Raw genomic sequence first — 26493 nt, 5'->3', positions numbered from 1 at the left:
ACCCGGTCGCAAGAAGAACGATCCCGCAGAGCAGATGGCCGGGTGGGCAGCCTGCCCCCGGCTTCGAGCGCGCGCCATCGTCCGTGATTCAGCGCGGAAGCAGCTGCGCGCCGGGCGGCGATGCACGCATGCGCGCGCACCGCGTCACCCGCCGGTGGCAAGGATTCCCGCATACTTCTTCTTGATCCTCGGCCGAGGGCCCACGGTATGCTCGCGGCGGCGGTGCCCCGGCGCCGCGAAACCCGAGAAGGATCACCATGCTCTGTCCGCGTTGCGGTGCGCCCGCGACCCCCAGCGATAAATTCTGCGCCGTGTGCGCCTCGCCGCTCGCCCCGCCTGGGCCTGGAGCGTTCGGGGCTCCGCCGCCGCCTCCTCCTCCGCCGTTTCCTCCTGCTCCGGGCTTCGGGGCGCCCCCTGAGCCCCCGCCGAACTACGGCTCGCCGAGCGGCGGGTTCGGTCCGCCCCCGCCGGCGCCTTTCGGGGCACCTCAAGGCTCGCCTCCCGGTTTTCCGCCGCCGCCCGACGGTGGCGCGTCCGGCTTCGGTCCGCCTCCGCCCTTCGGCCCGCCGCCGGGTGCCTATGGAGCACCTCAGCCGCCTCCTCCGGTACCGCTGAAGCCGCCGCCGTTCCCGCCGGAGCCGCCGATCTTCGGCGCCCCGGGCGGCGGCTATGGCTCCGCCCCGAGCTTCCCGGAGCAGGGCGGCTATGGCTCCGCCCCGGGCTTCCCGGAGCAGCAGGGCAGCTATCCCGGCCCTCCGCCTCCCCGACCCGGGTTCGGTCCGCCGCCGCAGCAGGCGGGCGCGCGCTGCGTGCAGGGGCACGCGATCCCGGCGGGCGGCTCCTTCTGCATGGAAGGAGGCCATCCGATCGCCCTCGATGGCATCCAGATGAGCGGCGACCCCTTCAACCAGACGGCCTATGCGCCGAACCAGCAAGGGCCGTCCGCGCCGCCGCCCATGCCGCAAGGGAGCGGCGTCGGACCTTACGGCGAGCCGCCGCCCCAGCCGAACCTGTCGCCGCCGGGGCCGCCGCCCGCGTACATCCCTCCTCCTCCCGCGGTGCGCCCGCCGACGCCGCCGCCTCCGAGGGCGATGGGCCAGGACAGCCGCCGCACCCTCGCCGGCTTCCTCGTGAGCTTCCAGGACGACGTGCAGGGCAAGTTCTGGCCGCTCTGGCAAGGCAAGAACATCATCGGCCGCGCCGAGACAGGGCAGAAGGTCGACATCGAGATAGCGCACGGGACGACCTCGACGCACCACGCGACGATCGAGATCGACGGCGGTCGGATCGTCCTCGCCGACCTCGGCTCCACCAACGGGACATTCCACAACGAGGAGGCGATCGGCTTCCAGGGCCGACGCGAGCTGCGCGATGGCGACAAGGTCCGCTTCGGCGGGTTCAGCGTCATCCTGTTCAGCGTGGCCGCGCGGGCCTGACGGGCCCATCGCACGAGGAGAGGCGTTGCCGAGCCAGGCCCCCTTCCCCCGCGACGTTCGACCGGCACCTGGCGCCCCGGCCAGGCTGCGTGAAAACCAACCGGATAGCCGCCGCCAGCGCGCGGCGGCCGCCACGCTCGCGGGGAGAGCGCTCCTCTGCTCCCTCGCGCCCGCTGGAGATCCCCACGCATGACTCCCTCTCATGACGCGACTCGCCCGATCCACTTTATGAGCGCCTCCGCCCGTCGCGGCAGGCGCGGAGGCCATGCCCTGCGCTGCGCGAAGCTCCTCGCGCTCGCAGCCGCGGTCCTCGCGCTCCTCGCCGGACAGCGCCGCGCCGATGCCGCGCCCGAAGCGCACCTGCTCCGCATCGACCCGCGCGCGAGCACCGTGGACGGCTCGCCCGTGCTCACGACCGTGCTCGAGGTCGTGCAGAACAAGCGCCTCAGCGACCTCACCCGCAACTGCGCCGCGCTCACGGGCAACGCGAACCTCGACTGCGTCGCCGACGCGATCGAGCAGCCGTCGGCGCTCTACTCGTCGTTCGACTTCCCGGACAAGAACGCGATCCTCTCCGTCACCGTCGACGGCACGGATCTGCCGGCGAAGTTCGAGTCGAAGGCGCGGTGGGGCGACAGCGCCGGTCAGCCTGGCGTCGGCACGGCGTGGCTCATCCTGATCGACGCCGCGTCCAGCATGGGCGCCCGCTTCGACGAGGCGAAGTCGGTCGCGAGCGCGTTCGTCAACGCGATGCAGCCGAACGACATCGTCGACGTGATGTTCTTCAACGATCGCGGCGTCGTCGAGGACTCGAAGTGGGTGGGCAACAAGCAGGCGGCGGCGCAGGCGATCGCCGGCGTCGGGCGCACCTACCCCACGCAGGGCCGCACGCGCCCGCTCTTCACGATCATCAAGAACGCCGCGACCGACGCGTTCAAGGAGCTCGGCAACGCAGGTCAGGGCGTCCAGGTGCCGATGCACCAGGCGATGGTGGTCCTCTCGAACGGCTCCGCCGGCGCGGATCCCAGCTCGACCGCCGCCGCGTCGAACCTCCTCCGGGACTACCTGACGAAGGGGCGGTTCCCGGAGAACAACGACGTCCTGCCGAAGACGCCGGTGCCCGTCATCTCGATCTGGTTCCCGAGCCAGCTCGTCGAGGAGTTCACGGCGAACGCCCGCGAGTTCATGGAAGGGATGGCGAACACCGAGATCGGCGGCTTCTTCAGCGTGGTGCGCGACGGCCAGCAGCGGCGCGCGGCCAACATCGTCAACGCGATCCGCACCCGCTTCAACAAGATGCACATCGTGAAGTGGCGGGTCTCGTGCGTCGCGCCGAGCATCACGCAGACGTTCAAGCTCGCGTTCATCAACACGGATCCGCCGATCGCGGGCGACGCTACCTTCCAGAACGTGCCCGTCGGCATCGATCCCACCGCGTGGCCGCTCGACATCGACCGCGACGCGACCGATCGCGCCGCGAAGAAGACGCCGATCTACCCCGGCGGCACCGTCAAGATCTTCGGCAACTTCTGCTGGGGCGGCAACGCGCAGCGGGCCGAGATCTACATGGTCCCGAAGAACCAGGCCGCGCCGCAGTCGCTGCAGGGCGGGAACATCGAGGACGCGAAGAAGGCCCAGCGGACGCTGATCGAGGGCGGGATGCGCGGCAAGGCGGTCTCGGCCGGGGACAGCGTCGTCGAGTTCGAGCTCCCGGACACCGACAAGTTCCTCGTGGGCAAGGGCGACCAGATGACGGCGCGCCTCATCATCTACGACAACCAGGCGCGGCGGACGAGCGCGGTCACGGCCGACAAGATCCTCACGCTGAAGGCGAAGGAGGCGCCGCTGCCGTACTTGCTCATCGGCGGCGTGACCTTCGGCGGCGTCGTCATCGTGCTGCTGCTCGTCTCCATCTTCCGCGGCGGCGGGAAGCGGCGCGGCGGCACCGTGGCGGCGGCGCCCCCGAGGCCCATCGTGGCGGGGAGCGGGCCGCCTCCGCCCTATGCGCCCGCGCCGCCGCCCCCGGGCGACTTCGGCTACGGCGGCGGGCCGATGATGGGGCCCCCCATGGGCGGGGCCAGCCGGGCGACGCTCTCGGGCCCGGCGGGCATCTTCACCGTGCACCCTGGCGCCGAGGTGCGCGCCGGCCGCGACGGCGCCTCGTGCCTGATCGCGCTGTCGGAGCCGCGCGTGTCCGGCACCCACGCGAGCGTGAAGCTCGAGGCCGGTCAGCTGTTCGTGCGGGACGAGACCTCCAACAACGGGACCTACGTGAACGGCCAGCGCATCAACCCGGCCGTGTGGACGCTCGTGCCGCCCGGCGCGTCGTTGCGCTTCGGCCCCGTCGAGTTCAGCGTCCGTTTGGAGTAGCGTGTCCGGGGCCCGTTCACGCGCCCCGAGCGACGCCCCCCCATGATGCCCCCGACCGAGTCATCCCCGCACCTCAAGATCGAGTTCGCCCAGGCCAGCGATGCGGGTCGGGACCCGAACAAACAGGTCAACGAGGATGCGTGCGGCTACGCCGAAACCCAGTTCGGGTACCTGTGCGTCCTGTGCGACGGCATGGGGGGACACTATGGCGGCAGCGAGGCGAGCCGCACCGCCATCAAGACCATCTTCGAGATGATCGAGCAGACGCCGGCGACCGTGGAGCCGAGCGCGGCGCTCAAGGCCGCGATCGAGGAAGCGGGGCGCCGCGTCTATCAGCTCGGCGGGCCGCCGGAGAACCGCGTCCGGCCCGGCTCGACCGTCGTCGCGATGGTCCTTCACGAGCGCGGCCTCGACGTCGCGCACGTCGGCGACAGCCGCGCGTACGTGATCCGGAGCCACCAGATCTACCCCCTCACGCGCGACCACTCGATGGTGCAGGGGATGATCGACGCGGGCATGATCACGGAGGCGCAGGCGATCGGCCACCCCGACGCGAACAAGATCACGCGCGCGCTCGGGATGAAGCCGGAGGTGGAGGTCGAGGTCCGGCCGGATCCGATGGAGCTCTACCCGGGCGACGTGCTGATCCAGTCGAGCGATGGGCTCACCGACCTCGCGCTCCCCGGCGACATCCTCGGGTGCACGCGGCAGGCGCTCGCGTCGGGATCGGTCGATCACGCGTGCAGGATGCTCGTGCAGCTCGCGAACCACCGCGGCGGGCACGACAACATCACCGTCCAGATGGTCCGGGTGATCGCGACGGGCAGCCGCTCGCTGACGATCGCGCACGGGCCGCCAGGGGCGGTCGGCGCTGGCGACGGCGGCAATCCTGCGCGCGCTTCGCGCCCGCAGGAGACCCTCGCGATGACGCGGCCCGAGGCGGCAGACGCGGCCGCGGTCGACGGCGCGGCCACAGCGGGTGCGGCCGCTGCGAGCGGCGCGGCAGCGGGCGCGGCGACCGCGGGTGTCGCGCCGGCGCCGCGCCCGGCGTCCATCAACAACGCGACCACCGTGGTCCCGACGGGCTCCACCAGCACGCCGCTGCCGCACCCGGCGTCCATCAGCGACGCGACCACCGTGGTCCCGACGGGCTCCACCGGCGCGCCGGCGCCGCGCCCGGCGTCCATCAACAACGCGGCCACCGTGGTCCCGACGGGCTCCCCCGACGCGCCGGCCGTCGCGCCGAGGGTCATCGCCCAAGCGCCGGCCGTCGCCCCGACGGCCGCCGACAAGGTTCCCGCCGTCGCCCCAGCCGCTGCCCACGGCGCTCCAGCGCTGCGCCCCACGACCGTCGACAGCACGCCGGCCGTGAGCCCTACGGCCACCGACGAGCTGCCTCCCGTGGCCCTCGCCCCCAGCGCGCCGGCCGTGAGCCCCACGGCCGCCGACGGCGCGCCTGCCATGACCCCGACGCCGATGGACTCCGCGCTGGCGCTGCCTGCAACCGTGCCAGGAGCCCCTCCTCCGGTGTCTTTCCCGAAGGCGCCCGACGCACCCGCCGTGCTGTCTCCCCTTCCCCTGAGCGCTCCCGCAGCACCCGCGCCACCCCACCAGGTCGCCCGTGCCGCGCCACCTCAGCCTGGAGCCGCCTACGGAGCGCCGCCCCACCCCGGCGTTCCTTACGGTGCGCCGCCTCACACTGGCGTTCCCTACGGCGCGCCGCCTCAGCCTGGCGCCGCCTACGGAGCGCCGCCCCACCCCGGCGTTCCCTACGGAGCGCCGCCTCACCCCGGTGCTCCCTACGGAGCGCCGCCTCAGCCTGGCGCCGCCTACGGAGCGCCGCCTCACCCTGGCGTTCCCTACGGAGCGCCGCCTCACCCGACCGAGCAGGATGCTGCCCCGGCTTCGGTGGCCTTCCCGGCGCACAACCCAGCAGCGCCAGGTGGTCCCGCTGTCGCCGCCGCCCCTCCCGCTCACCTCGCGCCCGCGCCGCCACATGCTCCCGCGTACGCGGCGACGGGGCCGCGGCCCGCGCAAGCGCCCGGCTTCTCTGGGCCCGTGTCGTCCTCACCGTCCACAGCATCCACCGCATCAAGCGTGCCGAGCACCGTGCGCACCTCGCGCGGCGTCTACATCGCCGTCATCGCCGCGGCGTCGGCCGTGATCGTGCTGCTGCTCGTCATCCTGCTCTGGAAGCTCCTCAGCGGCTGAGCGCGAAACGGGATGAACGCCCCACCCCGCACGGAACCGCCCCCACCGCGCACGGATGAACGGGAACGGGAACGGGAACGGAAACGAGAACGCTAGCCGAAACGCTAAATCAGGCGAGCACCGCGCAACGGCCCCGTCCGCGGAATGCGATTGAAGAAGGATCGGATTCCAGATTAGCCTAACGCTCTGGAGGTTCGTCCATGCCTGGCGACCAAGAGATCGAGGACGGAGACGACATGGATGGCGCGCCTGCGGAGCTGGAAGACGTGCCCGAGTCGACCCGTACGCCCTCCCTCGAGGAGGCCCGAGCCGGCTTCATGCTGCTCGATCTGTGACGCGCTGCCTGGTTCCCGGAAGGCACCGTACCCTGCTCTAGCGCTCCGCTCGTCCAGCAGGCGAGCGTCTCCCGTCGAGCCGCTCGAGCATGGACAGGCTCCTCTCCCCCGAGCAACACCGCGGCACCGTGCCGACCGACGGCGCACGGCACGCGCCTCTTCCCTTGCCCTCCCCGACCGCCTGTGGTGAAAAGCGGGCCGCATGATCCCGGGGCTAGGCAAACAAAGCATCACGATCGGCAGCGCCCCCACCTGCGATGTGGTGCTCGTCGCTCCCGGCGTCCTGCCCGAGCACGCGCGCATCGTCCACCAGGGGGGTGGCAAGCTGCTCTTCTCCTGCGGGCAAGGGCCTGCATCGGCGAACGGACGGCCCCTCGCGCCAGGAGAGCAAGTCCCGTTCGACTTCCGCACCCAGTTCGTGGTCGCGCAGGCGCCCGTCCCGCTGAACCATCCGGCCATCACGCTGATGCTGGCGTCGCCCGGGAACCTCGCGCCCGCGCCCGGCCAGGTCGTGATCGGGCGAGACCCCACGCGCGCCTCCTTGGTGCTCCAGCACCCGAGCGTCTCGAGCCAGCACGCGACCGTCACGCTCGATCGCATGATGGTCATCGACCACAACTCGACGAGCGGCACGTACGTGGGCGCGCAGCGCATCGCCCCTGGCGCGCCGACGCCCATCGATCCGCAAGGCGCCATCGCCTTCGGGCCCGTCCCGGTCCAGGTCGGCCTGCTCATCCAGCTCGCCCAGGCCGCCCGGCAATCGGCGCTGCCGGCCGCCTCCGGCGCCCCGCCCGCGGCGAGCGTCCTGCCGCCGCAGCCCGCTGGCGGCTACGCGCCGCCGCCGCAGCCCGGCGCCGCGGGGTACGCGCCGCAGCCCGGCGTCGCCGGTTACGCGCCGCCGCCGCAGCCCGCGCACGCGGCGTCCTCGGTGCCCGCCGCGGGCGCGCCCGGGAGGAAGAACAAGACCGTCCTCGGCCAGCTCGACTTCTCCGGCGGCGGCTCGAACGTCAAGAAGATCGGCCGCACCCCCGACAACGACATCGTGCTCGCCCACCCGCAGGTGTCGAGCCATCACGCGCTCCTGCACTCGATCAACGGGCAGCTCTACGTCGAGGATAGCGGCAGCGCCAACGGGACCTACGTCCGCGGCAACCGCATCGCGCCCGGCCAGAAGATCGCCGTGCAGAGCGGCGAGAAGATCTACATCGGCCCCATGCCCCTCCAGATCGAGATGGGGGGCGCGGGCGCCGTCGAGGTCGTCCAGGAGGAGTACTCCGCCGATCGGTGGGCAGGGCGCCCGCTCTACGAGATCGAGGCGTGGAGCCTCGTCCTCCAGGTCCCCGACCGGGACAACCCGAACGAGCAGAAGACCCTCCTCGACAACGTGTCGTTCAAGGCGCTGCCCGGCGACATGATCGCGCTCATGGGGCCGTCGGGCGCCGGCAAGACGACGCTCCTGCTCACCCTGAACGGCTACCTGCCGCCGACGAGCGGCGTCGTCCGCATCAACGGCGAGGACCTCTACAACATCTACGACACGCTCCGCGGATCCATCGGCTACGTGCCGCAGGACGATCTCGTCCACCCGGAGCTCACCGTCTTCGAGGCCGTCCGCTACAGCGCGAAGTTCCGCCTCCCGCCCGACTACACAGAGGCCGAGATCGACGCGCGCGTCGAGCAGACCATCAAGGATCTCGGCCTCGAGGGCGTCAAGAACCTCCAGATCGGCAAGCCCGAGAACAAGATCCTCTCGGGCGGGCAGCGCAAGCGCGTGAACATCGCGCTCGAGCTCGTCACCGACCCCGTCATCCTCTTCCTCGACGAGCCGACCTCCGGCCTCGCCGCCGACGACACGACCGCGCTGATCAGCCTGCTGCACGACCTCACGAAGGCCACCGGCAAGACGATCATCATGACGATCCACCAGCCGGCGAAGGACGAGTTCGAGAAGTTCAGCCACGCGCTCATCCTGGGCTACGGCGGCATCCCGATGTTCTTCGGGCCGACCCGGCCCGACGCGTACCGCTTCTTCGGCAGCTGGAAGGAGCGGCACGGCCAGCAGAACGACGTCGACAACCCGCGCGACATGTTCGAGATGCTCGCGCTCCGGGAGCGGCCCATCTTCGATCAGCTCCGCGCGCGGAACCCGAACGCGTCGCGCGGCGAGGCCAGGAAGCTCGCCGCCATCGAGTGGCGCAAGGAGTTCTTCAGCGACGCCAACCCGACGTACCGGCGGATGTACTCGGGCCGGCGCGAGATCGGGACCGGCCAGGGGCAGCGCGGCATCCCCGCCGGGCGCGCCACGACGAAGGGGCAGCTCGGCCTGCTCCTGTCGCGCTACTTCAAGGTGAAGAAGCGCGACGTCGGCGGCACCCTGATCATGCTCCTCCAGGCCCCGATCATCGGCATCCTGCTCGCGATCGTCTTCGGCGGGCAGGAGAAGGCGATCCCGGCGTGGTGCCTCGGCGCCCTCCAGGAGCTCGGCCGCCGCGCCGGCGGCGCGGACAAGAGCACCGACGTCATCAAGGGCATGGAGGTCACCACCGACCACACCGCGGCGATCTTCTTCCTCGTCGTCGCCGCGGTCTGGTTCGGGACGTCGAACGCGGCGCGCGAGATCGTCAGCGAGCGGGCCATCTACCTCCGCGAGCGCATGGTCAACCTGGGGCTCGTCAACTACGTGCTCTCCAAGTACCTGCTGCTCGCCGGCTTCTGCCTCGTCCAGTGCACCGTCCTGCTGGCGATCGTGTTCTTCGCCCTCGGCTTCCACGGCGGCATGCAAGCGTTCGGCATGCAGCTCGCCGCCCTGACCGCGACCTCGCTCAGCGCCGTCGCGATGGGGCTCCTCCTCTCCACGGTCGTCGCGTCGTCCGAGGCGGCCATGGCGCTCACGCCGATCGCGCTCATCCCCCAGGTCGTCCTCGGCGGGCTCATGGTGCCGATGACGACCGTGCCGCACCTCCGGCCGCTCATGTACATCATCCCGGCGCGCTGGGGCTTCGAGGGCGCGATCGCGCCGGAGCGGCTCGCGACCGCGGAGGATCCTGCCTGGGTCATCGATCTGCACCGCACCGACACGAGCGCCGCGGACTTCATCGAGGCCGGCAAGTTCAAGTGCTCCATCGCGCAGATGGCGGCCGACAACTACGCGGGCGCGTGGGGCTTCACCACCTACGATCAGACGTGGATGCCCTACGCGGTGCTCGCCGGGATGACCTTCATCATCCTCGTCACGCTCTGCGCGGTGCTGAAGCGGCGCGATCCGGTGTGACGTCGTGACCACGCAGGAACCCGCCGCCTCCCTCCGCATCATCGATGACGGGCGACCACGCCTGCGCGCGCGAGGCCACCACAGGCCGGGCGCCGCGGCGCTCCTCTCGCTGCTCGCCGTCCTCGCGCCCTCCCCGGCGCGCGCGCAGCAGCAAGGCCAGGAGGGGCCGGCGGCGCCGCAAGCGCCGGAGGGCCCGACGGCCGTGCCCCGCGGCCAGGGCGGCGCGATCGTCACGCCGCCCGCCGCCACCGCAGCGCCGGCAGGGAAGGCGACGCCGCCGCGAGCGCTCAACTACACGCCCCCCGAGTACCCGCCGGAGGCCGAGAAGGAGGGGCGTGAAGCGTCGGTGACCCTGCAGCTCGACATCGACCGCGACGGGCGCGTGAAGCACGCCGTCGTCGTCGAGAGCGCGGGGCACGGGTTCGACGAGTCGGCGGTGGCCGCGGCCCAGAAGCTCGAGTTCGAGCCCGCCCGCCGCGCCGACGGCACGCCCGCCCCGGCGCGCATCCTGTACCGCTACTCGTTCACCTTGAAGGCGGCCTCGCCGCCGCCGGCCGCCGGCGAGCCGGCGAAGCCCGCCGAGAGCCTCCGCGGCGCCGTGCTCGCCAGCGGGGGCGATGTCCCGCTCGCCGGCGCGACCATCTCGGTCGCGCCCGTCGCCGATGCGGGCGCGGGCGCGGCGAAGCGCGCTGCGCCGCCGGCGCGCACGACGGACGAGGGAGGCGCCTTCGCCTTCGTCGATCTGCCGCCCGGGCGCTACCAGGTCACCATCGCGGCGCCCGGCTTCGAGCCGCTCTCCGTCGAGGAGACGCTCGCCGCCGGCGAGCAGCTCGAGGTGAAGTACCGGCTCCTGCCGCAAGGCGACGGCCTCGAGGTCGTCGTCCGCGGCACGCGCCCGCCGCGCGAGGTCACGAAGCGCACGATCGAGCAGCGCGAGATCAACCGCATCCCCGGCACGAACGGCGACGCCCTGCGGTCGCTCCAGAACCTGCCGGGCGTCGCGCGCCCGCCCAGCATCGCAGGCCTGCTGATCGTGCGCGGCTCCGGCCCGCAGGACACGCAGACCTTCGTCGACGGCACGCAGGTGCCGCTCATCTACCACTTCGGCGGCCTCTCCTCGGTCGTGCCGACCGAGATGCTGGATCGGATCGACTTCTACCCCGGCAACTTCAGCGCCAAGTACGGCCGGGTGCAGGGCGGCATCGTCGACGTCGCCCTCCGATCGCCCAAGGAGGACGGCGAGCTCCACGGCCTGGCGCAGATGGACCTCATCGACGCGCGCGTCCTGCTCGATGGCCCCGTGCCGTTCCTCAAGAACACCCGCTTCATGGTGGCAGGCCGGCGGAGCTACATCGGCGAGTCGTTCGGCCCCGTGCTCGAGGCCGCGGGCGCGGGGGTGACGCAGGCGCCGGTCTATTACGACTACCAGGTCCTCCTCGAGACCGAGCCCACGCCCTCGTCGCGCGTCCGCCTCACGTTCTTCGGCTCGGACGACGCCCTCGAGCTGCTCCTCAGCGACCCGGCGCCGAACGAGCCGGCCCTCTCCGGCAACGTCGGGCTGCACACCGCGTTTCAACGGATCCAGCTCCGCTACGATCACGAGCTCACCGACAAGGATCGGCTCGACGGCGTGTTCGCGCTCGCGCGCGACGACGCCGATTTCGGGATCGGGCCGATCTACTTCCAGCTCGATCTGAAGACGCTCTCCGGGCGCCTCGAGTACTCGCGGCGGCTGTCCAAGGGCACGACCCTCAACGCGGGGCTCGACGTCTTCGCCGGCCTCTACGCCGTGAACCTCCGCGCCCCCGCCCCGAACCGCCCCGGCGAGCCGCCGAACCAGCCGTTCTCGACGCGCAACCTCCAGGAGGTCTCGCGCGACGGCGAGTTCTTCTACCCCGCCGTGTACGCCGAGCTCGAGCTCGCCCCGACCCCTCGGGCGAAGATCGTCCCGGGCCTGCGCTTCGACTACCAGGACCTGAACCAGCAGGCGACCGTGAGCCCGCGCGTGAACGGGCGCTTCGACGTGGTCCCGGGCTTCCCGCGGACCACGGTGAAGGGCGGCGTCGGGGTGTTCCACCAGCCGCCGCAGTTCCAGGAGGTGATCCCGCCGCTCGGCAACCCCGGCCTGAAGTCGACCCGGGCGCTGCACTACGCGGCCGGCGTCGAGCAGGAGCTGACCCGGCACATCGAGGCGTCGGCCGAGGGGTTCTACAAGCAGCTCGACGAGCTCGTGGTCGGCGTGAACCGACCCGGCTCGGTCCAGCTCGACTACCAGAACGTCGGCTCGGGAAGGGTCGTCGGGGGCGAGTTCCTGCTCAAGTACAAGCCCGACGATCGCTTCTTCGGCTGGGCCGCGTACACGCTGTCCCGCAGCACGCGGGTGCCCGAGCCCGGCGAGCCGGAGCGGCTCGTCCCGTTCGATCAGACCCACATCCTGACGGTGCTCGGCAGCTACCGCCTCGGCGACGGCTGGGAGTTCGGCGCCCGGTTCCGCCTCGTCTCCGGCAACCTCGTCACGCCCAACGTGTGCAACGTCAACGAGCAGAGCTGCGATGCGTACCGCACCAACGCGCTCTTCTACGCGCCCACGGGGACCTATACGCCCATCCCGTTCTCCGGCCCGAACAGCGAGCGGCTCCCGGCGTTCCACCAGCTGGATCTGCGCCTGGACAAGACGTGGAAGTTCAAGCGCTGGCGGCTCTCGGGCTACCTCGACGTGCAGAACGTCTACAACAACGCGAACAGCGAGGCGATTCAGTACAATTACAACTTCACAGCCCGTCAGTACGTCACGGGGCTGCCCATCCTGCCGAGCTTCGGGATGCGAGGAGAGTTCTGAGATGCGCGGGGCGCGGGTGATGAGCGGTGCGGCGAGGCGCGAACGTCCCGAGCGCCGCGGGCACAGGTGGCGGCGCGCGGTGCTCGGGACGCTCGCGCTCGGGGCGATCGCCTCGCCGGCGATCGCCTCCGGGTGCGTCGCAGGCTTCGATCCGCCGAGCCTCGTGAGCGGGCTCCGCGTCTTCGCGGTGGTCCCCGAGGTCGTCGGGGCGGCCGGAGACGAAGCGAGCGGCTCGTACGCCACCCCGGGAGCGCAGGTCACGTTCAAGATCCACTACCAGGACGGGCTCGGCGGCCCCGAGGACGGGTCGCGGCCGGTCAATGTCTACTGGTTCGGCGGGTGCGAGAACCCCATCGGGGACGACTATTACGGCTGCTACGCGCAGCTCGAGGGCCTCGCCGCCGAGGTCGAGGCGTGGCTCGAGCTCGGCGACCCGACGGTCCCGCCGCCCACCCTCAACGGCGTGCGCCCCGGGTTCGGCGACACGTACACGATCACGATCGGCAAGGACATCCTCGCCGACCGCAAGCCGCCCGCCACCGGGGGCCCGGCCTACGGGAGCGCGTATGTCTTCTTCGTCGCCTGCACCGGGGAGCTCGGCCTCGTGGAGGACCAGGGCACCGGGCGCGCAGGGACCTTCCCCGTCGCCTGCTTCCGCGACGGGCGCCGGCTCGGCCCCGACAGCTTCGTGCCCGGCTACACGCAGGTCTACGTCTTCGAGGACAGCCGCACGAACGCGAACCCGGAGGCGCAGGGGCTCAAGCTCGACGGCGAGCCTCTGCCGGAGGACTTCGCCGACATCCCCACCGTCCCGCGCTGCCGCGTGAGCGCAGAGGAGCGGCGCGAGGTCGGCTGCAGCGCGGAGGATCCGTTCGTCGAGTGCGACGCCCACGAGCTCGAGGTGATCGTCGATTCCAAGGTGGCGGAGGGCGATCCCAGCGCGCACCAGCAGGCGCTGAAGGAGATCGTCTGGGTCGACTACTTCGCCGATCTCGGCGATCTCGACGGGGGCATCAAGCTCGTGAGCGACGCGACCAAGGGCTACCTCGGCGATCACGCCGTGAAGTGGATCCCGCCGGCCGAGCCGGGCGTCGCCACGCTCACCGCGGTCCTGCACGACGCGCGCGGCGGCTCGTCCGTGGTGCAGCGCCTCGTCCGCGTCGACTGACGGCGGCCGCCGGGCACCGGGCGGCGGGGCCGCCGCGATCAGCCACAGCTCGCTTCGATCTGCGCGAGCTGGTCGATGAGCTGCTCGGGGTCGCGCGCGGTGCACAGCACGTCGGCGGCGCCCAGGCTGGCGAGCCTCGCCGCCTGGGCGAGCAGCTCGAGGTGCGCGCGGCCCCCCTCGCCGCAGACGAGGACCACGAACAGCCGGAGCGGCGCGCCGCCCGGCGTCGGCACCGCGAGCGGCTCCGCCAGGGTCGCGAGCGCGGCCGCCTGGCACGCGCCGGGGACGATCGCGTGCGGGACGCCGACGCCGTTGCCGAGCGCCGTGGGCGACTCTCGCTCGCGACGCAGGATCTCCTGGGCGAGCGCGCTCGCCGCGAGCGGGCCGCCGGGGGGCGCGAGCCGGGACGCCGCCACGTCGATGACGTCCTCGATGTCCGCGCAGGAGAGCTGCAGCACGACGCGCTCGGGCCTGAGCAGCCCGCTGAGCCGCCGCGCGGGCGCGCCCCCGAACGGCGCGCTCGCCGGGAACTCGGCGTCGATGAACGCCTTGATGCGCGCGAGCTGCGGTCCGCTGAGGTTGCGCCGCGCGAGCTCCGCGCAGAGCGCCTTCGCTGGCGGGACGCGGTCGAGGTAGCGCGAGACGAGCGGCTCGACCTGGTGGCCGAGCTCGAGGAGCACGGCCGGGGGGAGCTCGAGCGCGCTGGCGATCGCCGTGAGCCGGTCGGGCGTGGGGATGGCGTCGTGCCCGTGCTCGACGCGGCTCAGGTAGGCGCTGGAGACGCCGATGCGGTGCGCGAGCGCGCGGAGGCTCAGGCCCGCCTCGACGCGGAGGAGCCGCAGCGCGGCCCCGAACTCGGCGACCGCGCGCGCGCGCGCGGCGCCGTCAGCGTCGGACATCGCTGGCATGGGTCTCAGGTGCGATCGGGCTCGGCCGCGAGGGCGGTCGAGAGGAGCTTCGGGGCGGGCGCCGCGGCCGGGGCGGACGCGGTGGCGGGCTCGTGGTGGCGCACGACGAGCAGGGAGGTCGGGCACCCCTGGATGATGTGCTCGGCGCGGATGCCGAACCGGCGCTGCGCGAGGCCCCACTCGGGCCCGACGCCGACGAGGACGAGATCGTAGCCGCGCGCCGCCTCTTCGAGGGCCGCATCGGCCGGAGAGTCGTGCTCCACCACCTTGAGCAGCACCTTGGACTTCTGCAGCGCTCCGCCCTCCTCGCCCTCGAACACGTCGTCGACCGCCTGCTGCGCGCCGAGCGCGTCGTCGGACCTGCGCTTCGGCTTGACCACGTGGAGGATGGTGACGTCGGCGCCGACCTGCTGCGCGAGCCGGCGGGCCAGCGCGAGCGCCGCCTTGTCGTGCAACGTGCCGTGGAACGGCACGAGCAGCTTGCGGACCGCGGTGAGCCCGCGATCGATGAGCACGCCGACGTCCGTGTGGGCGCCGCGCATCACCTCGTAGACGGTGCCGCCGAGCACGGTCTGGCTGAGCAGCGGCTTGTGCCACCCGACCAGCACGAGGTCGGCCTGCTTCACGTCAGCGACGTTGCAGATGTCGTGGCTCGGCTTGGGCGAGACGAAGGAGAGCGGCCGGACCTCGGCGCCCAGCTCCTTGGCCCGCGACAGGAGCGGCGCGAGCGCGGCCGCCCCGTGCCGCTCGGGCCCTCGGTCGAGGTAGAACGAGCCGCGATCGGTCGGCGGGATGAGCCGCAGGGCGTAGAGGCGCCGCGCCTCGGAGCCCTGGCCAGCGAGCGCGCTCGCGAGCGTCACCATGCCGGGGCCGGTGCGCTCGTACGAGACGCACATGAGCACGGTGAACACGCCCGCCGGGGCGGGGAGCGGCGTGCGCTCCGGCGTGTCGGCGAGCTCCTTGGCGAGCTCCTCCGGCGGGTAGATCCAGCGCAGGAGCGGCGTGGTCATGAAGGTGGTCACGAGCGCCATGAGCACCATCATCGTGAACAGCTTGGGCGAGATGATGCCCAGATCGAGCCCGAGGTTCAGGACGATGAGCTCCATCAGGCCGCGGGTGTTCATGAGGATGCCGAGCGCGCTGGCCTCTCGCCAGCTCTGGCCGGTGAGGCGGGCGGCGACCGCGCTGCCGCCGAACTTGCCGGCGCAGGCGACCACGATGATGAGGCCGCACATCATCCAGCCGTCGGCCGAGTTGAGCAGCCCGATCTGCGTGCGCAGGCCGCTGTAGGCGAAGAACAGCGGGAGCAGGAAGACCACGGCGAAGTCCTCGAGCTTCTCGGCGAGGCTCTGCGCGAAGCCGGTGCCCTTCGGCATGATCGCGCCGAGCATGAAGGCCCCGAACAGCGGGTGGATGCCGATCATCTCGGTCATCCAGCTCGACACGATGAGCAGGAGGAGCGTGACGGCGACGAGGTCCTGCGAGAGCCCTTCCTTGCTGGCGCCGCGCTCGCCGAGCCGGACGAGGAAGGGGCGGACCAGGAACAGCATGCCCGCGATGTAGGCGACGGCGAAGACGGTGGTCCAGACGGCGCCCACGAGCCCCGTGGCGCGCGCGATCGAGACGACGAACGCGAGGATGCACCAGGCGGTCACGTCATCGACGGCGGCGCACGTGATGGTGAGGGCGCCGACCTTCGTACCGAGCAGGCGCCGCTCGGTGAGGATGCGCGCGAGCACCGGGAACGCCGTGATGCTCATGGCCACGCCCATGAACAGCGTGAACGACGAGAACGGGACGGAGCTGTCCGAGAGCCGGGGGTACAGGTAGAGCGCGAGGAGCCCGCCCAGCGCGAACGGCACGACGATGCTCGTGTGGCTGATGATGACCGAGGCGTGGCCGCGCCCGCGCAGGAGCTTCGGATCGAGCTCCAGCCCGATGAGGAACATGAAGACGATGAGGCCGACCTCGCTCACCAGCTTCAGGAGCGGCAGCGACTCGTTTGCGAACAGGACCGCCGACGACTCGGGAAAGAGCCAGCCGAACAGCGACGGGCCGAGCAGGATGCCCGCCGTGACCTCGGCGATGACCATCGGCTGCTCCATCCGGCGGGCCACCAGGCCCACGAGCCGCGCGCAGGCGATGATCAGGAATGCCTGGATGAGGAAGCGGCTCAGCGAGTTGTGGATCAGAATCTCCATGGGGAGCGCTCCCTCCTGGTGGTAAGTGTTAAGTTATCGCTTATCAGCGGGCTATCTCGGCTGTCAAGAAAGGATCCGCGGCGCCAAGCGGCCTCAACAGGCCGGCAGACGAGCGCAGACGGCGCGTCAGGCAGGCCGCGCGAGCGGCCGGGTGAGCCGCGCGATCGGGCGAGCGGGCCCAGCTCGACCAGCTCGGCGCCGGGTGCCTCTCGCGGGCGGTTGTCGTGGGCGAAGGAGGAGCGCGCCCTGGCGCGGGCGGCGGCGGCTACCAATCGGTCGGCGTGTAGTCTTTGAAGAACTGGCCGTACGCGTGCTGACCGCTGAGCACCCCGGAGAAGATGGGGTCGCAGATGCGGGCGGCGCCGTCGACGATGTCGAGCGGCGGGTGGAAGCCGTGCTCTTCCAGCTTGCGGGCGGCGAGCGCCGCGGGGTCCTCGTCGGTGACCCACCCGGTATCGACGCTGTTCATGAAGATACCGTCCTTCGCGTAGTCGGGCGCGGACGTCCGCGTCATCATGTTGAGCGCGGCCTTCGCCATGTTTGTGTGAGGGTGCCTGTCCGTCTTGTAACGGCGGTAAAATTGCCCCTCCATCGCCGAGACATTGACGATGTGCCTGTCGAACGTGGGGCGTCGCATCATGAGCGGCTTCAGCCGGGAGTTCAGCACGAAGGGGGCGACCGCGTTGACGAGCTGGACCTCGAGCATCTCGACGGTCGGGACCTCGGCGAGGGTGAGCCGCCAGCTGTTCAGCGTCCGGAGATCGACCTGCTGGAGATCGGCGTCGTAGCGCCCCTTGGGGAAGAGCAGGTCGTCGAGGCGCTCGTCGCCCGGAGCCGGGATCTGGGAGAGCAAGGCGGGCTCGCGCAGGCCTGCGGTGGGGTCGCCGCCGGCGACGAGGGGGAGCGTGCCGCACGCGCGGAGCGCGTCGTAGTCGCGGAGCGGGGGCTGCGCGCCCTGCGGGAGGGCGTGGACGGGCGCGGTCTCGCCCTCGATGAGGTGGGAGTAGAAGCCCGGCGGTCGCCGCACGGTCTGACAGGCGTTGTTGATGATGAAATCGAGCTGACCGAGCGTGTGGAGGAGGTGGCGCGTGAAGAGCTCGACGCTCGGCGTGTGGCGGAGATCGAGGCCGTAGATGGCGAGCCGTGATCCCCAGGCGTCGAAGTCGCGCTCCGCCGAGAAGCGGAGGGCCGCGTCGTGCGGGAAGCGCGTCGTGACGATCACCCGCGCGCCGGCGCGGAGCAGCATGATCGCCGCCTGATAGCCGATCTTGACGCGGGCGCCGGTGACGAGCGCGACGCGGCCGTCGAGCGGCGCGGTCTGGCTGCGCTTGCGGTAGTTGAAGTCGCCGCACGCAGCGCACATCGCGTCATAGAAGAAGTGCACCCTGCGGAACTCGGCCTTGCAGACATAACACTTGCGCGGCTTTGCGAGCTCCGGCTCGCCGGCCTCCGCCCGCGGCGCGGGCTCCTCGGCGGCGTCGGGCCGCGGGGCAGGCTCCTCGGCGGCGTCGGCCCACGGCGGTGACGGCGCGGGCGGGGCGAGCGCGTCCGGCGTCCGGAACACGGTCTCACGGCGGGCGGCGCGGATGCCGACCGCATCGAGCAGCGCGGCGTCGGCGGACCTCTGCGCGTGCCGGTCACGCTTGCGAAACGCCCTGGCGAGCTCTCGCTGCTCGGCGCGCTCGGGGCGCGAGACGCGGCCGGCGGCGAGGAGAAGCCGGCGGCGCTCCTCGACGCTGAGGGAGGCGAGGAGCGCGCGGTCGAGGGCCAAGGCCTCCAGCACCTTGAGGCAAGCGTCGAGCTCGGCGGCAGTGAACGGCCGGCCTGCGCCGGCGGCTTCGCGGTCGGGACTCATCGAAGCGTGCGTGCATAGCACGCGGGCCACCGCGCGCGAACCGCAGGCGCTTCGAGGCCTGCCGGCTCCGTGCGGCCTCCTTTCCTTCCGTTTCCACGCGCTCTGGTTCCGGCTCCGGTTCCGGTTCCGGTTCCGGTTCCGGTTCCGGTTCCGGCTCTGGTCGCGCCGTGCAGCCGAGCTTTCCATGGCGGCGCCGCGCCGCGCATCACCGCCCGCCCCCGGCCCCGCCTTGCGCCGCGCTGCACGCCTCCCCGTGAACGTGCCGCGCTCCACACCCTGGGCCGCGCCGCGGAGCCCCCCTGTGGACGTGCCGCGCTCCACCCCCCTGGCCGCGCGGCGCGTACAGCACAGTGCTCGATCCGCACGGGCGATGTCCTGTTCGCCAGCTGAGGATTGTACACTGAGTCCTCACGTCATCCTGGGCTCTCGGAATATCCAGCAGAGGATCTATGATCGAGTCGCCTTACGATCTGTTTTCGACGGAATTCATGCCCCATGGCCATTGCTACTTCTGGCAGCCGGGCATGATCTGGCTGCAGGTCATCACCAACCTGGCGATCGGCTTCGCCTTCCTCTCGATCTCCCTGACCCTCGCGCATCTGGTCCGGCGCATCCGGGACATCCCTTTCCAGTGGGTTTACCTCGCGTTCGGCACCTTCATCGTTACCTGCGGGTTCACGCACTTCATGGATGTGTTGGTCATCTGGCAGCCACGGTACTGGCTGGACGGATTCATCCGCACGATCACGGCTATCGCCTCCGTCGGCACCGCAATCCTGCTCTTTCCGCTGCTCCCCAAGGTGTTCGCGCTGGCGGGCGCGGCGCGCATCACACGCGAGCGCGACCTGCACGCGGAAGAGATGAACCGCCAGCTCTCGGCGCTCTACGAGAACACGCGGGAGACGCTCGCGGAGGCCATCCCCCAGCTGGTATGGACCGCGACGCCGGACGGGGAGTTCGATTTTTTCAACCGGCGCTTCATCGAATACCTCGGCGAGCGTCCACGCAATGGGGCGGCCTGGACGGCCGCCATCCACCCCGAGGACGCGGAGCGGGTCGTGGCGCGCTGGAAGGAGAGCTTCGTCACCGGAGACGCCTACGAGATCGAGTACCGAATGCGGCGCAGCGACGGGGCCTACCGCTGGTTCCTCGTGCGCGGGTCGCCCCTGCACGACAGCACCAAGCGGCTCGTGAAGTGGTTCGGTACCTGCACCGACATCCAGGAGCAGAAGGTCGCGGCCGAGGAGCGTGAAGAGATGCTCCAGCAGGCGCGAGAGGCCGTGAGGGCCCGAGAGATCTTCCTCGCCGTCGCGGCCCACGAGCTCAAGACGCCGCTCACGCCGCTGCGCGCCGAGGTGGAGAGCGTGCTGCGGTCGGCGCGCGCGGCGCGCGCCGATCGCCTCACGCCCGAGCGCCTCGTCACAAAGCTATCGGTCGTGGACCGGCAGCTCGATCACCTGGAGCGGCTCGTCTCCGATCTGCTCGACGTCTCGCGCATCGCCGCTGGACGGATCGAGCTGCAGAACCAGGAGGTGGACCTCGCGGAGGTCGTGTGCGAGGTGCTCGAGCAGCACAAACACGATCTCGCCAGGAACTCGATGTCGCTCCAGCTCGCCGCCAACGCCACGGGCCACTGGGATCCCAGGCGGCTCGATCAGGTGGTGAACAACCTCCTCACGAACGCGCTCAAGTACGGTCGCGGACGTCCGATCACGATAGCAGTGTGGGCAAACGATGTGCACGCCCGGCTCACGATCACGGACCAGGGCATCGGCATCGCGCCCCACCAGCAGGCCATCATCTTCAACCAGTTCGAGCGCGCGGTCTCGGAGCGGCACTACGGTGGGCTCGGCCTCGGGCTGTGGATCGTGCGGCAGGTCGTCGGGGCCATGGGCGGGACAGTGTCCGTCGCGAGCGAACCTGACGTCGGCTCGACCTTCACTGTGGAGCTCCCCCGACAGCGAGGAAACAGCGATGACACCGGGAACAAATCTCCTTAAGCTGACACGATGAAGCACATCCTGTTGGTCGAGGACAACGAGGATATTCAAACCTCGCTCCGCGACGCGCTCGAAGAAGACGGTGCTTACAGCGTCGTGACCGCCGGAAACGGAGCGGAGGCGCTCGCGCTGCTCGAGCGCGGCGAGCGGCCGAGCCTGATGCTCGTCGACCTGTTGATGCCCGTCATGGACGGTGTGGAGCTGATCGAGCGAATGCGGCGCGACGCGCGGTTCGCGGGCATCCCGGTCGTGGTCCTGTCAGCCGCGTCGATCACTTCCCCGCCGCCCGGAACACCGTTGCTCAGGAAGCCGATCAGATACGAAGCCCTCCTCGGCGCGGTCCAGAAGGCGTGCGGGTGCTGAGAGCGCCAGGCTCGGTCCGCCCTACCGGGACAGGCGCTCATCGCTCGTCGGGCGTGGTTCCTCCTGCGGACACGCGTTCATCCCTTCGATTCCGATCGGTTCCGGCGGAGGAGCCCCGGCCGTTCGGTCGGTGCGCGGGCCGGCGGGCCATGGGAAATGTGGCGCCCGGAGCAGAGCGCACACCCAGGTGGCGCTACCTGCCGGCGGGCGTATAGGGGCAGAGATTGCCGCCCTCTCCGGTCTCGGCGAGGGAGCCCGTCGAAGGATCGATCGTGAGCGTGGTCGGGAAAGGCTGGGCGCCCGGTCCGTGCGACGCTTCGGAGACCGAGAGCAAGAGGGTCCTGTCGGAGCGCTTGAACGCCCCCTTGCGATGGATGACGCCCGACCAGATGCACGCCACCCTCGGCGGGCAGGGAGAGACGCGATCCTCGGCGACGAAGCTGCCATCCCTCGCGAACGAGAGCAGGCGCTCGTACTTGCGCGGACCGCACGCGGCGGAGCTCCACATGCCGAACAGCGCTTCCTCGCCGGACGCCGTGGCCGCAGTCGGCGTCGGAGCGGCCGGCGCATGCGTCGTCGCCGTGATCGTGGCCGGAGCTTGCGCCGCCTCCGCGGGCGCGCTCGGCGCCGCGGTGGACGGCGGCGCGGAGGGCCCCGCGGACGAGGACGGCGAAGACGGCTCGGGCGCCGGCTCTCGCGGACCGTTGACGGTGCACGCAGCGAGCGACGTCAGCAGCGCGGCGGCGGAGAGGATGGCTGTTCGCATCACGCCCGCTCATCCCATGACGGCTCGACGCGCGCAACGCGTGCACCGCGGAACGAGGCGACGACGCGCGCCGCGCGATGACGCGATAGAGGGCGGAAGGCGTCCGATCGCGCGCGATGCGCGCTACCCCAGCAGCGCGAGCAGATCCTCCCGTGTCAGCGACGCCGCCCTGTCCGCCTCGCCCAGCGCGGCGCCCGCGATCGCGCGCTTCCGCTCCTGCAGCGCGAGGATCCCCTCCTCCACCGTGTCCTTCGCGACGAGCCGGTGGACCATCACCGGTCGGTGCTGCCCGATACGATGGGCCCGATCGGCCGCCTGATCTTCGACCGCAGGGTTCCACCAGGGATCGAGCAGGAAGACGTGATCCGCCGCGGTCAGGTTCAGGCCGGTGCCGCCCGCCTTGAGCGAGATGAGCATCACGGGCGGGCCGCCCGGCGACTGGAACTCCGTGACCACCCCCGCGCGGTCGCGCGTCGCGCCGTCGAGGCGGCTCCACGGGATCCCCGCCGCGGTGACGTGCGGCTCGACGAGGTCGAGCAGCGAGGTCCACTGCGAGAACACGAGCGCCTTGTGGCCGTCCGCGACGCACTCCTCGAGCGCCTCGATGAGCCGCGTCACCTTGGAAGAGGGCGTGACCCGCGACGCCGGCGCCGCGCCGCCAGCGCTCGATCCCGGGATCAACGCCGGATGGCAGGCCGCCTGGCGCAGGCGGAGCAGCGCCTCCAGCGCCGCCATGACGCTCGCCCCCTCCGCGAGCCTCTCCACCACGTCCTTGCGGGTGGCCGCGCGCACCGCGTCGTAGAGCTCGCGCTCGGCCTCCTCGAGCTCGCAGTAGAGCACCATCTCCGACCGCGGCGGCAGCTCCGGCGCCACCTCACCCTTCAGCCGCCGCAGCACGAAGGGGCGGATCTTCTGCCGCAGCTCGGCCGCGGCGCCCTGCACGCCCTCGGCGATCGGCCGGCCGTAGCGCTCCTGGAAGGCGCTCCGCCCGCCGAGCAGGCCGCGGTTCGTGAAGTGGAGCAGGCTCCAGAGCTCCTCGAGCCGGTTCTCGACCGGCGTGCCGCTCAGCGCCACGCGCAGCTCGGCGCGGAGCGCGAACGCCGCCCGCGCCGCCTGGCTGTCGGGGTTCTTGATCGCCTGCGCCTCGTCGAGCACCACCACGTCCCAGGTCTGCGCAGCGAGCAGCTCGGCGTCGTTGCGGAGCACGGCATACGTCGTCAGCGTGATGTCGGCCGCGGGATCGAGCGCGCGCCGCGTGCCGTGGTAGATCGCGAACCGGAGGCCGGGGCGGAACCGCCGGATCTCGTCCGCCCAGTTGTGGACGACGCTGCGCGGGCACACGACGAGCGTCCGCCCGCGCACGGCGCACAGCGTCTGCAGCGTCTTGCCGAGCCCCATGTCGTCGGCGAGCACGGCGCCGAGGCCGGCGTCGCGAAGGAACGACAGCCAGTCGACGCCGCGGCGCTGGTAGGGGCGCAGCGTCGCGGTCAAGTCGGAGGGCAGCGGCGCCTCCGGGAGCGACGCGAAGCCGTCGAGCAGCGGCATCAGCCTGTCGAAGCCCGACGGGCGCGGGTACTCGATCTCGTCGCACAGCGCGGCCAGCGCCGGGAGCGCCGCGGGCGGCACCTCCTTGTCTTCGCGCCGCGCCGCGAGCAGATCGGCGACCCGCGCGCCGTACTTCTCGAGCCACGCCGCGGGCAGCGGCGCCCACCCGCCGTCGAGGAGCGGCACGAGCGGCAGGCCGTCCTGCCACGCCCGGATCACGGCCGTCGCGTCGGCGCGCTTCGGGGGCGCGCCGGCGCCCTCGCCGTCCTCGCCCGCGCCGTCGTCCTGCCCCGCCGAGAGCTCGAACTCGACGTCGAAGGCCCGGTCCTGGATGACGAAGCGCGGCACGAGCGCGGCCTTGCCGAACAGCTCGCCGCGCGCGTCGGCGAAGGCGCGGGCGTCCCACGACTCGAGGCGCGTGGCGAAGCGGATCGCCTCGACGCCGTCGAAGTCGACCCGGCGGCCCGGGATGAGGTGGAGCTCGTCGCGCAGCCGGATGAGCAGCACGCGCTCCGCGGCCTCGTCGCGGACGGGCACGGCGCCGGACAGGTGCACGAGCCGGCCGTTCTCGATGCGCGCCTCCGGCGGGTCGCCGTAGACGAGGCTGGGCACGACGGAAAGCGTGTGCTCCTTCTGGCTGAGCTCCAGGAGGATCCGGGGCCGGGACACGCCGCCCGCGCGGGGCAGGCGCTGGCTCTGGACGGTGACCGGGACGCGCTTTGTCAGCTCCGGCAGGACGTCGGTCACGAGCTTGCCGAGGTCCCCCCGCGAGAACACCCGCCGGAGCGGCAGCCGCTCGAGCTTCGGCCCCGTGAGGTCCACCTCCCGGAGCAGGTGCAGCGTGCCGCCGCACCGCACGACGCCCGACGCGATCACCTCGGCGATGCGCGGGTCCCGCTCCACGACGAGCGCCACGCCGTCGTCGTGGTCGCGCACCGTTGCGCGGGGGCCGATCGCCTCGCTGGAGATGCGCACGGGCGCGCCGTCGAGCTCCACGTCCGCGACACCCGCAAGCGCGGCGAAGAGCTCGGGCTGACGATCCGAGGGGAAGTAGCCGTGCTGCTTCGTACCCACGAGCCGGTCGATCGCGAGATCCTCGTGCGTCGGGTAGAGCTCGGGCAACCTCGGTCCCGGCCGCTCGGCGCTCGCCGGAGCCCGCACGGCGCGGCCCGCGAGGCTGGCGAGCGAGATCCGGAGCGGCTCCTCTGCGCCGCTCGCGTGCACGACCATCCGCTCGAGCGCGAGCACGAGCCCCTTGCGCCGGAGCCGGTACCGCAGCCGCGCCGGCGGCGTGGCCGCGGCGATCGCGCCGCCCTGCGCTGCCGGCTGGCCCTGCGCGGCCGACCGCGCCTGCGCGGCCGCTTGGCCCTGCGCTGCCGGCTGGCCCTGTGCTGCCGGCTGCCCCTCTGCCGCCGGCTGGCCCTGCGCCGGTTGCGAGAGCGACAGCGTCGCCGCGACAGCGTGGGCGCAAGGGTCAATTTTTCCACCACAGTCGCACGTCCACTCGGCATCCGCGGGGTAGAGCGTGACGGTTGGCGCGACCGGCTGCCCGGCCGCCTTGATGCGGACCACGATGGCATCGCCGCGATCCTCCCGTCCGAAGGCAGCGCCCTCACGGGCGAGCTTGACGCCCTGGGACCAGAGGCCCGGAAGACAGGCTTTCCTGATGGCTTCGAGAAGACCCTGCACGAAGACTCCAGACACCGACGGCCGTCCGCGGTAGCTCGCGCGCTCTCCGGGGACCAGCGTCACCTCTTGGGATGTTCACAGAAAGACGGAGAGGGCGGAAAGGGGTTCAGGCGTCTTTTGGCGTCTTTTTCCGCCGTCTCGTCTTCCAGATTCCGGGAGCTCGCCCGGAACGAGCGGGGCGCTGCTGTAGCAGGTATTCGCGTGGCGCGCGGCATGACGCGACGAGCTCTACCGGCGCGTCAGGTGCTCGCGGTAGCGCGTCGTGAGCTCCATCCAGCGCAGCGTGAGGATCGGCTCTCGCTCGAGCCGAGCCTGCCAGCTGCGATCGACGGCCTTCCACAGGTCGCGGTCGGCGATGCCGTGGCGCAGGAGCGCCTGGTCGAACGACGAGGCCGCCCCGAGCGACGACTCGGCGCAGAGGACCGCGTACTGCTGCAGGCTCAGCGAGGGCAGCGCGCTCCGCGCGCCCGGAAGATCGCTCCCGGTGGCAGGCGCAGCGGCCGCGACGCCCTGCGGCGCCGAGGCCGGAGCGGCCGGAGCGGCGCTGCTTTCGTCGAGCTCGCCAGGCGATCGCCGGAGGGTGACCCCCGACCGCGCGTTGCCGCCGTCCAGCTCCAGCAGATCGGCCTCGGGCGGGAGCTTGATCGAGGGCAGCGGCATGGCCCGCGGCACCTCGACGGTCTCGTCGGCCTCGCCCTCCGAAGCAAGGCGTTTCCCGCTCGACACGGGGACGATCACGGACTGCGGCGGCGAGGCCGCTTGCCAAGGAGGCACGGAGGACGCGCTCCCCCGGCCGCCCCGCCGCGGGGCGCCGCGCTCGTCGTCGGGCGCAGCGAACGACAGCACCGGGCCGGCGTCGGTGATCTCCATCTGCAGGATGATCTCACCGTTCTTCCCGCGGACGACGAGCCGATCGCCCGCCAGCGTCGCCTCCATCTCGTAACGCCGCCCGGACGCGAGCGAGATGGTCGCCGAGGGGACCGGTGCGATGCTCGCCGCCCCCCGTGAGCCGATCTCTTCCTGAGGGCGGAGCCCCGTCTGATGCAGCCCGTGCTCGGTATCGGGTGGATCCCCACTCATCGAGATCGGAGCCTAACGCAGCAAGCGCGCGCCCCGCGAGCGCTTTCGACGCCCGGCCTTCGGCGTTCGAGCCCCAGAGCGCGTGGAACCACGCGACTCGTCTTCCCGTTTCCCGTCTTGCCTCCTTCGCGCCTTCGCGTTTTCGCCGCGAGCCGCGGGCGCGTCGGAGCGGGACGTACCCCACACGACGCGGTGCGCTCGATCGCCCAGGATCGTGCCCGATCGCCGCGGCCTGCGCAGGGTCGCGCAGGGTCGCGCTCGATCGCGCAGGAGTTGCGGCGAGGTTGCACTCGGGCACAGAGCTTACCGGGACCAGCGCGTCGTCATTTCGCGAAGTGCGTCGCTGCGCTCGATCCCGGGCTGCGCTGACAAAAATAGCCTTTGTTGGCGTCCTCTTAGAATTCGACGGCTCTGATCGCAATGCGTCCAGCAGGGGACATTCCTGACGTGCCCCAG

The 26493-nt window shown here is 71.7% G+C and carries 15 protein-coding genes; 9 read left to right on the top strand and 6 right to left on the bottom strand.

Going from position 1 to position 26493, the window contains the following annotated elements:
- Positions 1-257: 257 nt before the first annotated feature.
- The 7 genes from WME90_RS13015 to WME90_RS12985 all read left to right on the top strand — a co-directional run bounded on the left by WME90_RS13015 (position 258) and on the right by WME90_RS12985 (position 13630).
- Positions 258-1436, top strand: a complete 1179-nt coding sequence (locus WME90_RS13015; protein WP_437281428.1) for an FHA domain-containing protein — start codon at positions 258-260, stop codon at positions 1434-1436.
- 228 nt (positions 1437-1664) lie between these two features.
- The gene (locus WME90_RS13010) at positions 1665-3806 is read left to right on the top strand and encodes an FHA domain-containing protein (protein ID WP_437281427.1); all 2142 of its coding nucleotides are present in this window, start codon (positions 1665-1667) and stop codon (positions 3804-3806) included.
- Positions 3807-3848: 42 nt separating this feature from the next.
- The gene (locus tag WME90_RS13005; protein WP_437281426.1) at positions 3849-6017 is read left to right on the top strand and encodes a protein phosphatase 2C domain-containing protein; all 2169 of its coding nucleotides are present in this window, start codon (positions 3849-3851) and stop codon (positions 6015-6017) included.
- A 200-nt stretch (positions 6018-6217) separates the two neighbouring features.
- Positions 6218-6352, top strand: a complete 135-nt coding sequence (locus WME90_RS13000; RefSeq protein WP_437281425.1) for a hypothetical protein — start codon at positions 6218-6220, stop codon at positions 6350-6352.
- 202 nt (positions 6353-6554) lie between these two features.
- Positions 6555-9623 (top strand): FHA domain-containing protein, encoded by a 3069-nt coding sequence (locus tag WME90_RS12995; RefSeq protein ID WP_437281424.1) that lies wholly within the window; start codon positions 6555-6557, stop codon positions 9621-9623.
- 4 nt (positions 9624-9627) lie between these two features.
- Positions 9628-12462: a TonB-dependent receptor domain-containing protein gene (locus WME90_RS12990; RefSeq protein ID WP_437281423.1), complete on the top strand. Its 2835-nt coding sequence runs from the start codon at positions 9628-9630 to the stop codon at positions 12460-12462.
- 1 nt (position 12463) lies between these two features.
- Positions 12464-13630: a hypothetical protein gene (locus WME90_RS12985; RefSeq protein WP_437281422.1), complete on the top strand. Its 1167-nt coding sequence runs from the start codon at positions 12464-12466 to the stop codon at positions 13628-13630.
- Positions 13631-13668: 38 nt separating this feature from the next.
- Here WME90_RS12985 and WME90_RS12980 read toward each other — a convergent pair whose 3' ends face one another.
- From WME90_RS12980 to WME90_RS12970, 3 genes are all read right to left on the bottom strand, one after another.
- Complete coding sequence (locus tag WME90_RS12980) at positions 13669-14538, bottom strand: PTS sugar transporter subunit IIA (RefSeq protein WP_437281421.1); 870 nt, start codon at positions 14536-14538, stop codon at positions 13669-13671.
- A gap of 5 nt (positions 14539-14543) precedes the next feature.
- Positions 14544-16739: a cation:proton antiporter domain-containing protein gene (locus WME90_RS12975; protein ID WP_437281420.1), complete on the bottom strand. Its 2196-nt coding sequence runs from the start codon at positions 16737-16739 to the stop codon at positions 14544-14546.
- A 265-nt stretch (positions 16740-17004) separates the two neighbouring features.
- Positions 17005-18594 (bottom strand): SDR family NAD(P)-dependent oxidoreductase, encoded by a 1590-nt coding sequence (locus tag WME90_RS12970; protein ID WP_437281419.1) that lies wholly within the window; start codon positions 18592-18594, stop codon positions 17005-17007.
- A 449-nt stretch (positions 18595-19043) separates the two neighbouring features.
- Here WME90_RS12970 and WME90_RS12965 point away from each other — a divergent pair, with 449 nt between their 5' ends.
- Together WME90_RS12965 and WME90_RS12960 are read left to right on the top strand one after the other, a co-directional pair.
- On the top strand, positions 19044-20594 hold the full coding sequence (locus tag WME90_RS12965; RefSeq protein ID WP_437281418.1) for a PAS domain-containing sensor histidine kinase: 1551 nt from the start codon (positions 19044-19046) through the stop codon (positions 20592-20594).
- Between the two features lie 9 nt (positions 20595-20603).
- A complete protein-coding gene (locus WME90_RS12960; protein ID WP_437281417.1) occupies positions 20604-20957 on the top strand; it encodes a response regulator in 354 nt (117 codons plus the stop codon).
- Between the two features lie 193 nt (positions 20958-21150).
- Here the strand turns inward: WME90_RS12960 and WME90_RS12955 are convergent, their stop codons facing one another.
- The 3 genes from WME90_RS12955 to WME90_RS12945 form a co-directional block, all read right to left on the bottom strand.
- A complete protein-coding gene (locus WME90_RS12955) occupies positions 21151-21723 on the bottom strand; it encodes a hypothetical protein (RefSeq protein ID WP_437281416.1) in 573 nt (190 codons plus the stop codon).
- 123 nt (positions 21724-21846) lie between these two features.
- Positions 21847-24957: a DEAD/DEAH box helicase gene (locus tag WME90_RS12950; protein ID WP_437281415.1), complete on the bottom strand. Its 3111-nt coding sequence runs from the start codon at positions 24955-24957 to the stop codon at positions 21847-21849.
- 228 nt (positions 24958-25185) lie between these two features.
- Positions 25186-26037, bottom strand: a complete 852-nt coding sequence (locus WME90_RS12945) for a hypothetical protein (protein WP_437281414.1) — start codon at positions 26035-26037, stop codon at positions 25186-25188.
- Between the last annotated feature and the right edge of the window lie 456 nt (positions 26038-26493).

This window comes from Sorangium sp. So ce375 (assembly GCF_051473855.1).
Classification (GTDB): Bacteria; Myxococcota_A; Polyangia; order Polyangiales; family Polyangiaceae; genus Sorangium.
This window is presented reverse-complemented; position numbering and strand designations above follow the sequence as displayed.

Coding starts and splice junctions, on each gene's coding strand:
- WME90_RS12995 (WP_437281424.1), top strand. CDS start 6,555: ATGATCCCGGGGCTAGGCAAACAAAGCATCACGATCGGCAGCGCCCCC.
- WME90_RS12955 (WP_437281416.1), bottom strand. CDS start 21,723: ATGCGAACAGCCATCCTCTCCGCCGCCGCGCTGCTGACGTCGCTCGCT.
- WME90_RS13015 (WP_437281428.1), top strand. CDS start 258: ATGCTCTGTCCGCGTTGCGGTGCGCCCGCGACCCCCAGCGATAAATTC.
- WME90_RS12970 (WP_437281419.1), bottom strand. CDS start 18,594: ATGAGTCCCGACCGCGAAGCCGCCGGCGCAGGCCGGCCGTTCACTGCC.
- WME90_RS13010 (WP_437281427.1), top strand. CDS start 1,665: ATGAGCGCCTCCGCCCGTCGCGGCAGGCGCGGAGGCCATGCCCTGCGC.
- WME90_RS12975 (WP_437281420.1), bottom strand. CDS start 16,739: ATGGAGATTCTGATCCACAACTCGCTGAGCCGCTTCCTCATCCAGGCA.
- WME90_RS12985 (WP_437281422.1), top strand. CDS start 12,464: ATGCGCGGGGCGCGGGTGATGAGCGGTGCGGCGAGGCGCGAACGTCCC.
- WME90_RS12945 (WP_437281414.1), bottom strand. CDS start 26,037: ATGAGTGGGGATCCACCCGATACCGAGCACGGGCTGCATCAGACGGGG.
- WME90_RS13005 (WP_437281426.1), top strand. CDS start 3,849: ATGATGCCCCCGACCGAGTCATCCCCGCACCTCAAGATCGAGTTCGCC.
- WME90_RS12980 (WP_437281421.1), bottom strand. CDS start 14,538: ATGCCAGCGATGTCCGACGCTGACGGCGCCGCGCGCGCGCGCGCGGTC.
- WME90_RS12965 (WP_437281418.1), top strand. CDS start 19,044: ATGATCGAGTCGCCTTACGATCTGTTTTCGACGGAATTCATGCCCCAT.
- WME90_RS12960 (WP_437281417.1), top strand. CDS start 20,604: ATGAAGCACATCCTGTTGGTCGAGGACAACGAGGATATTCAAACCTCG.
- WME90_RS13000 (WP_437281425.1), top strand. CDS start 6,218: ATGCCTGGCGACCAAGAGATCGAGGACGGAGACGACATGGATGGCGCG.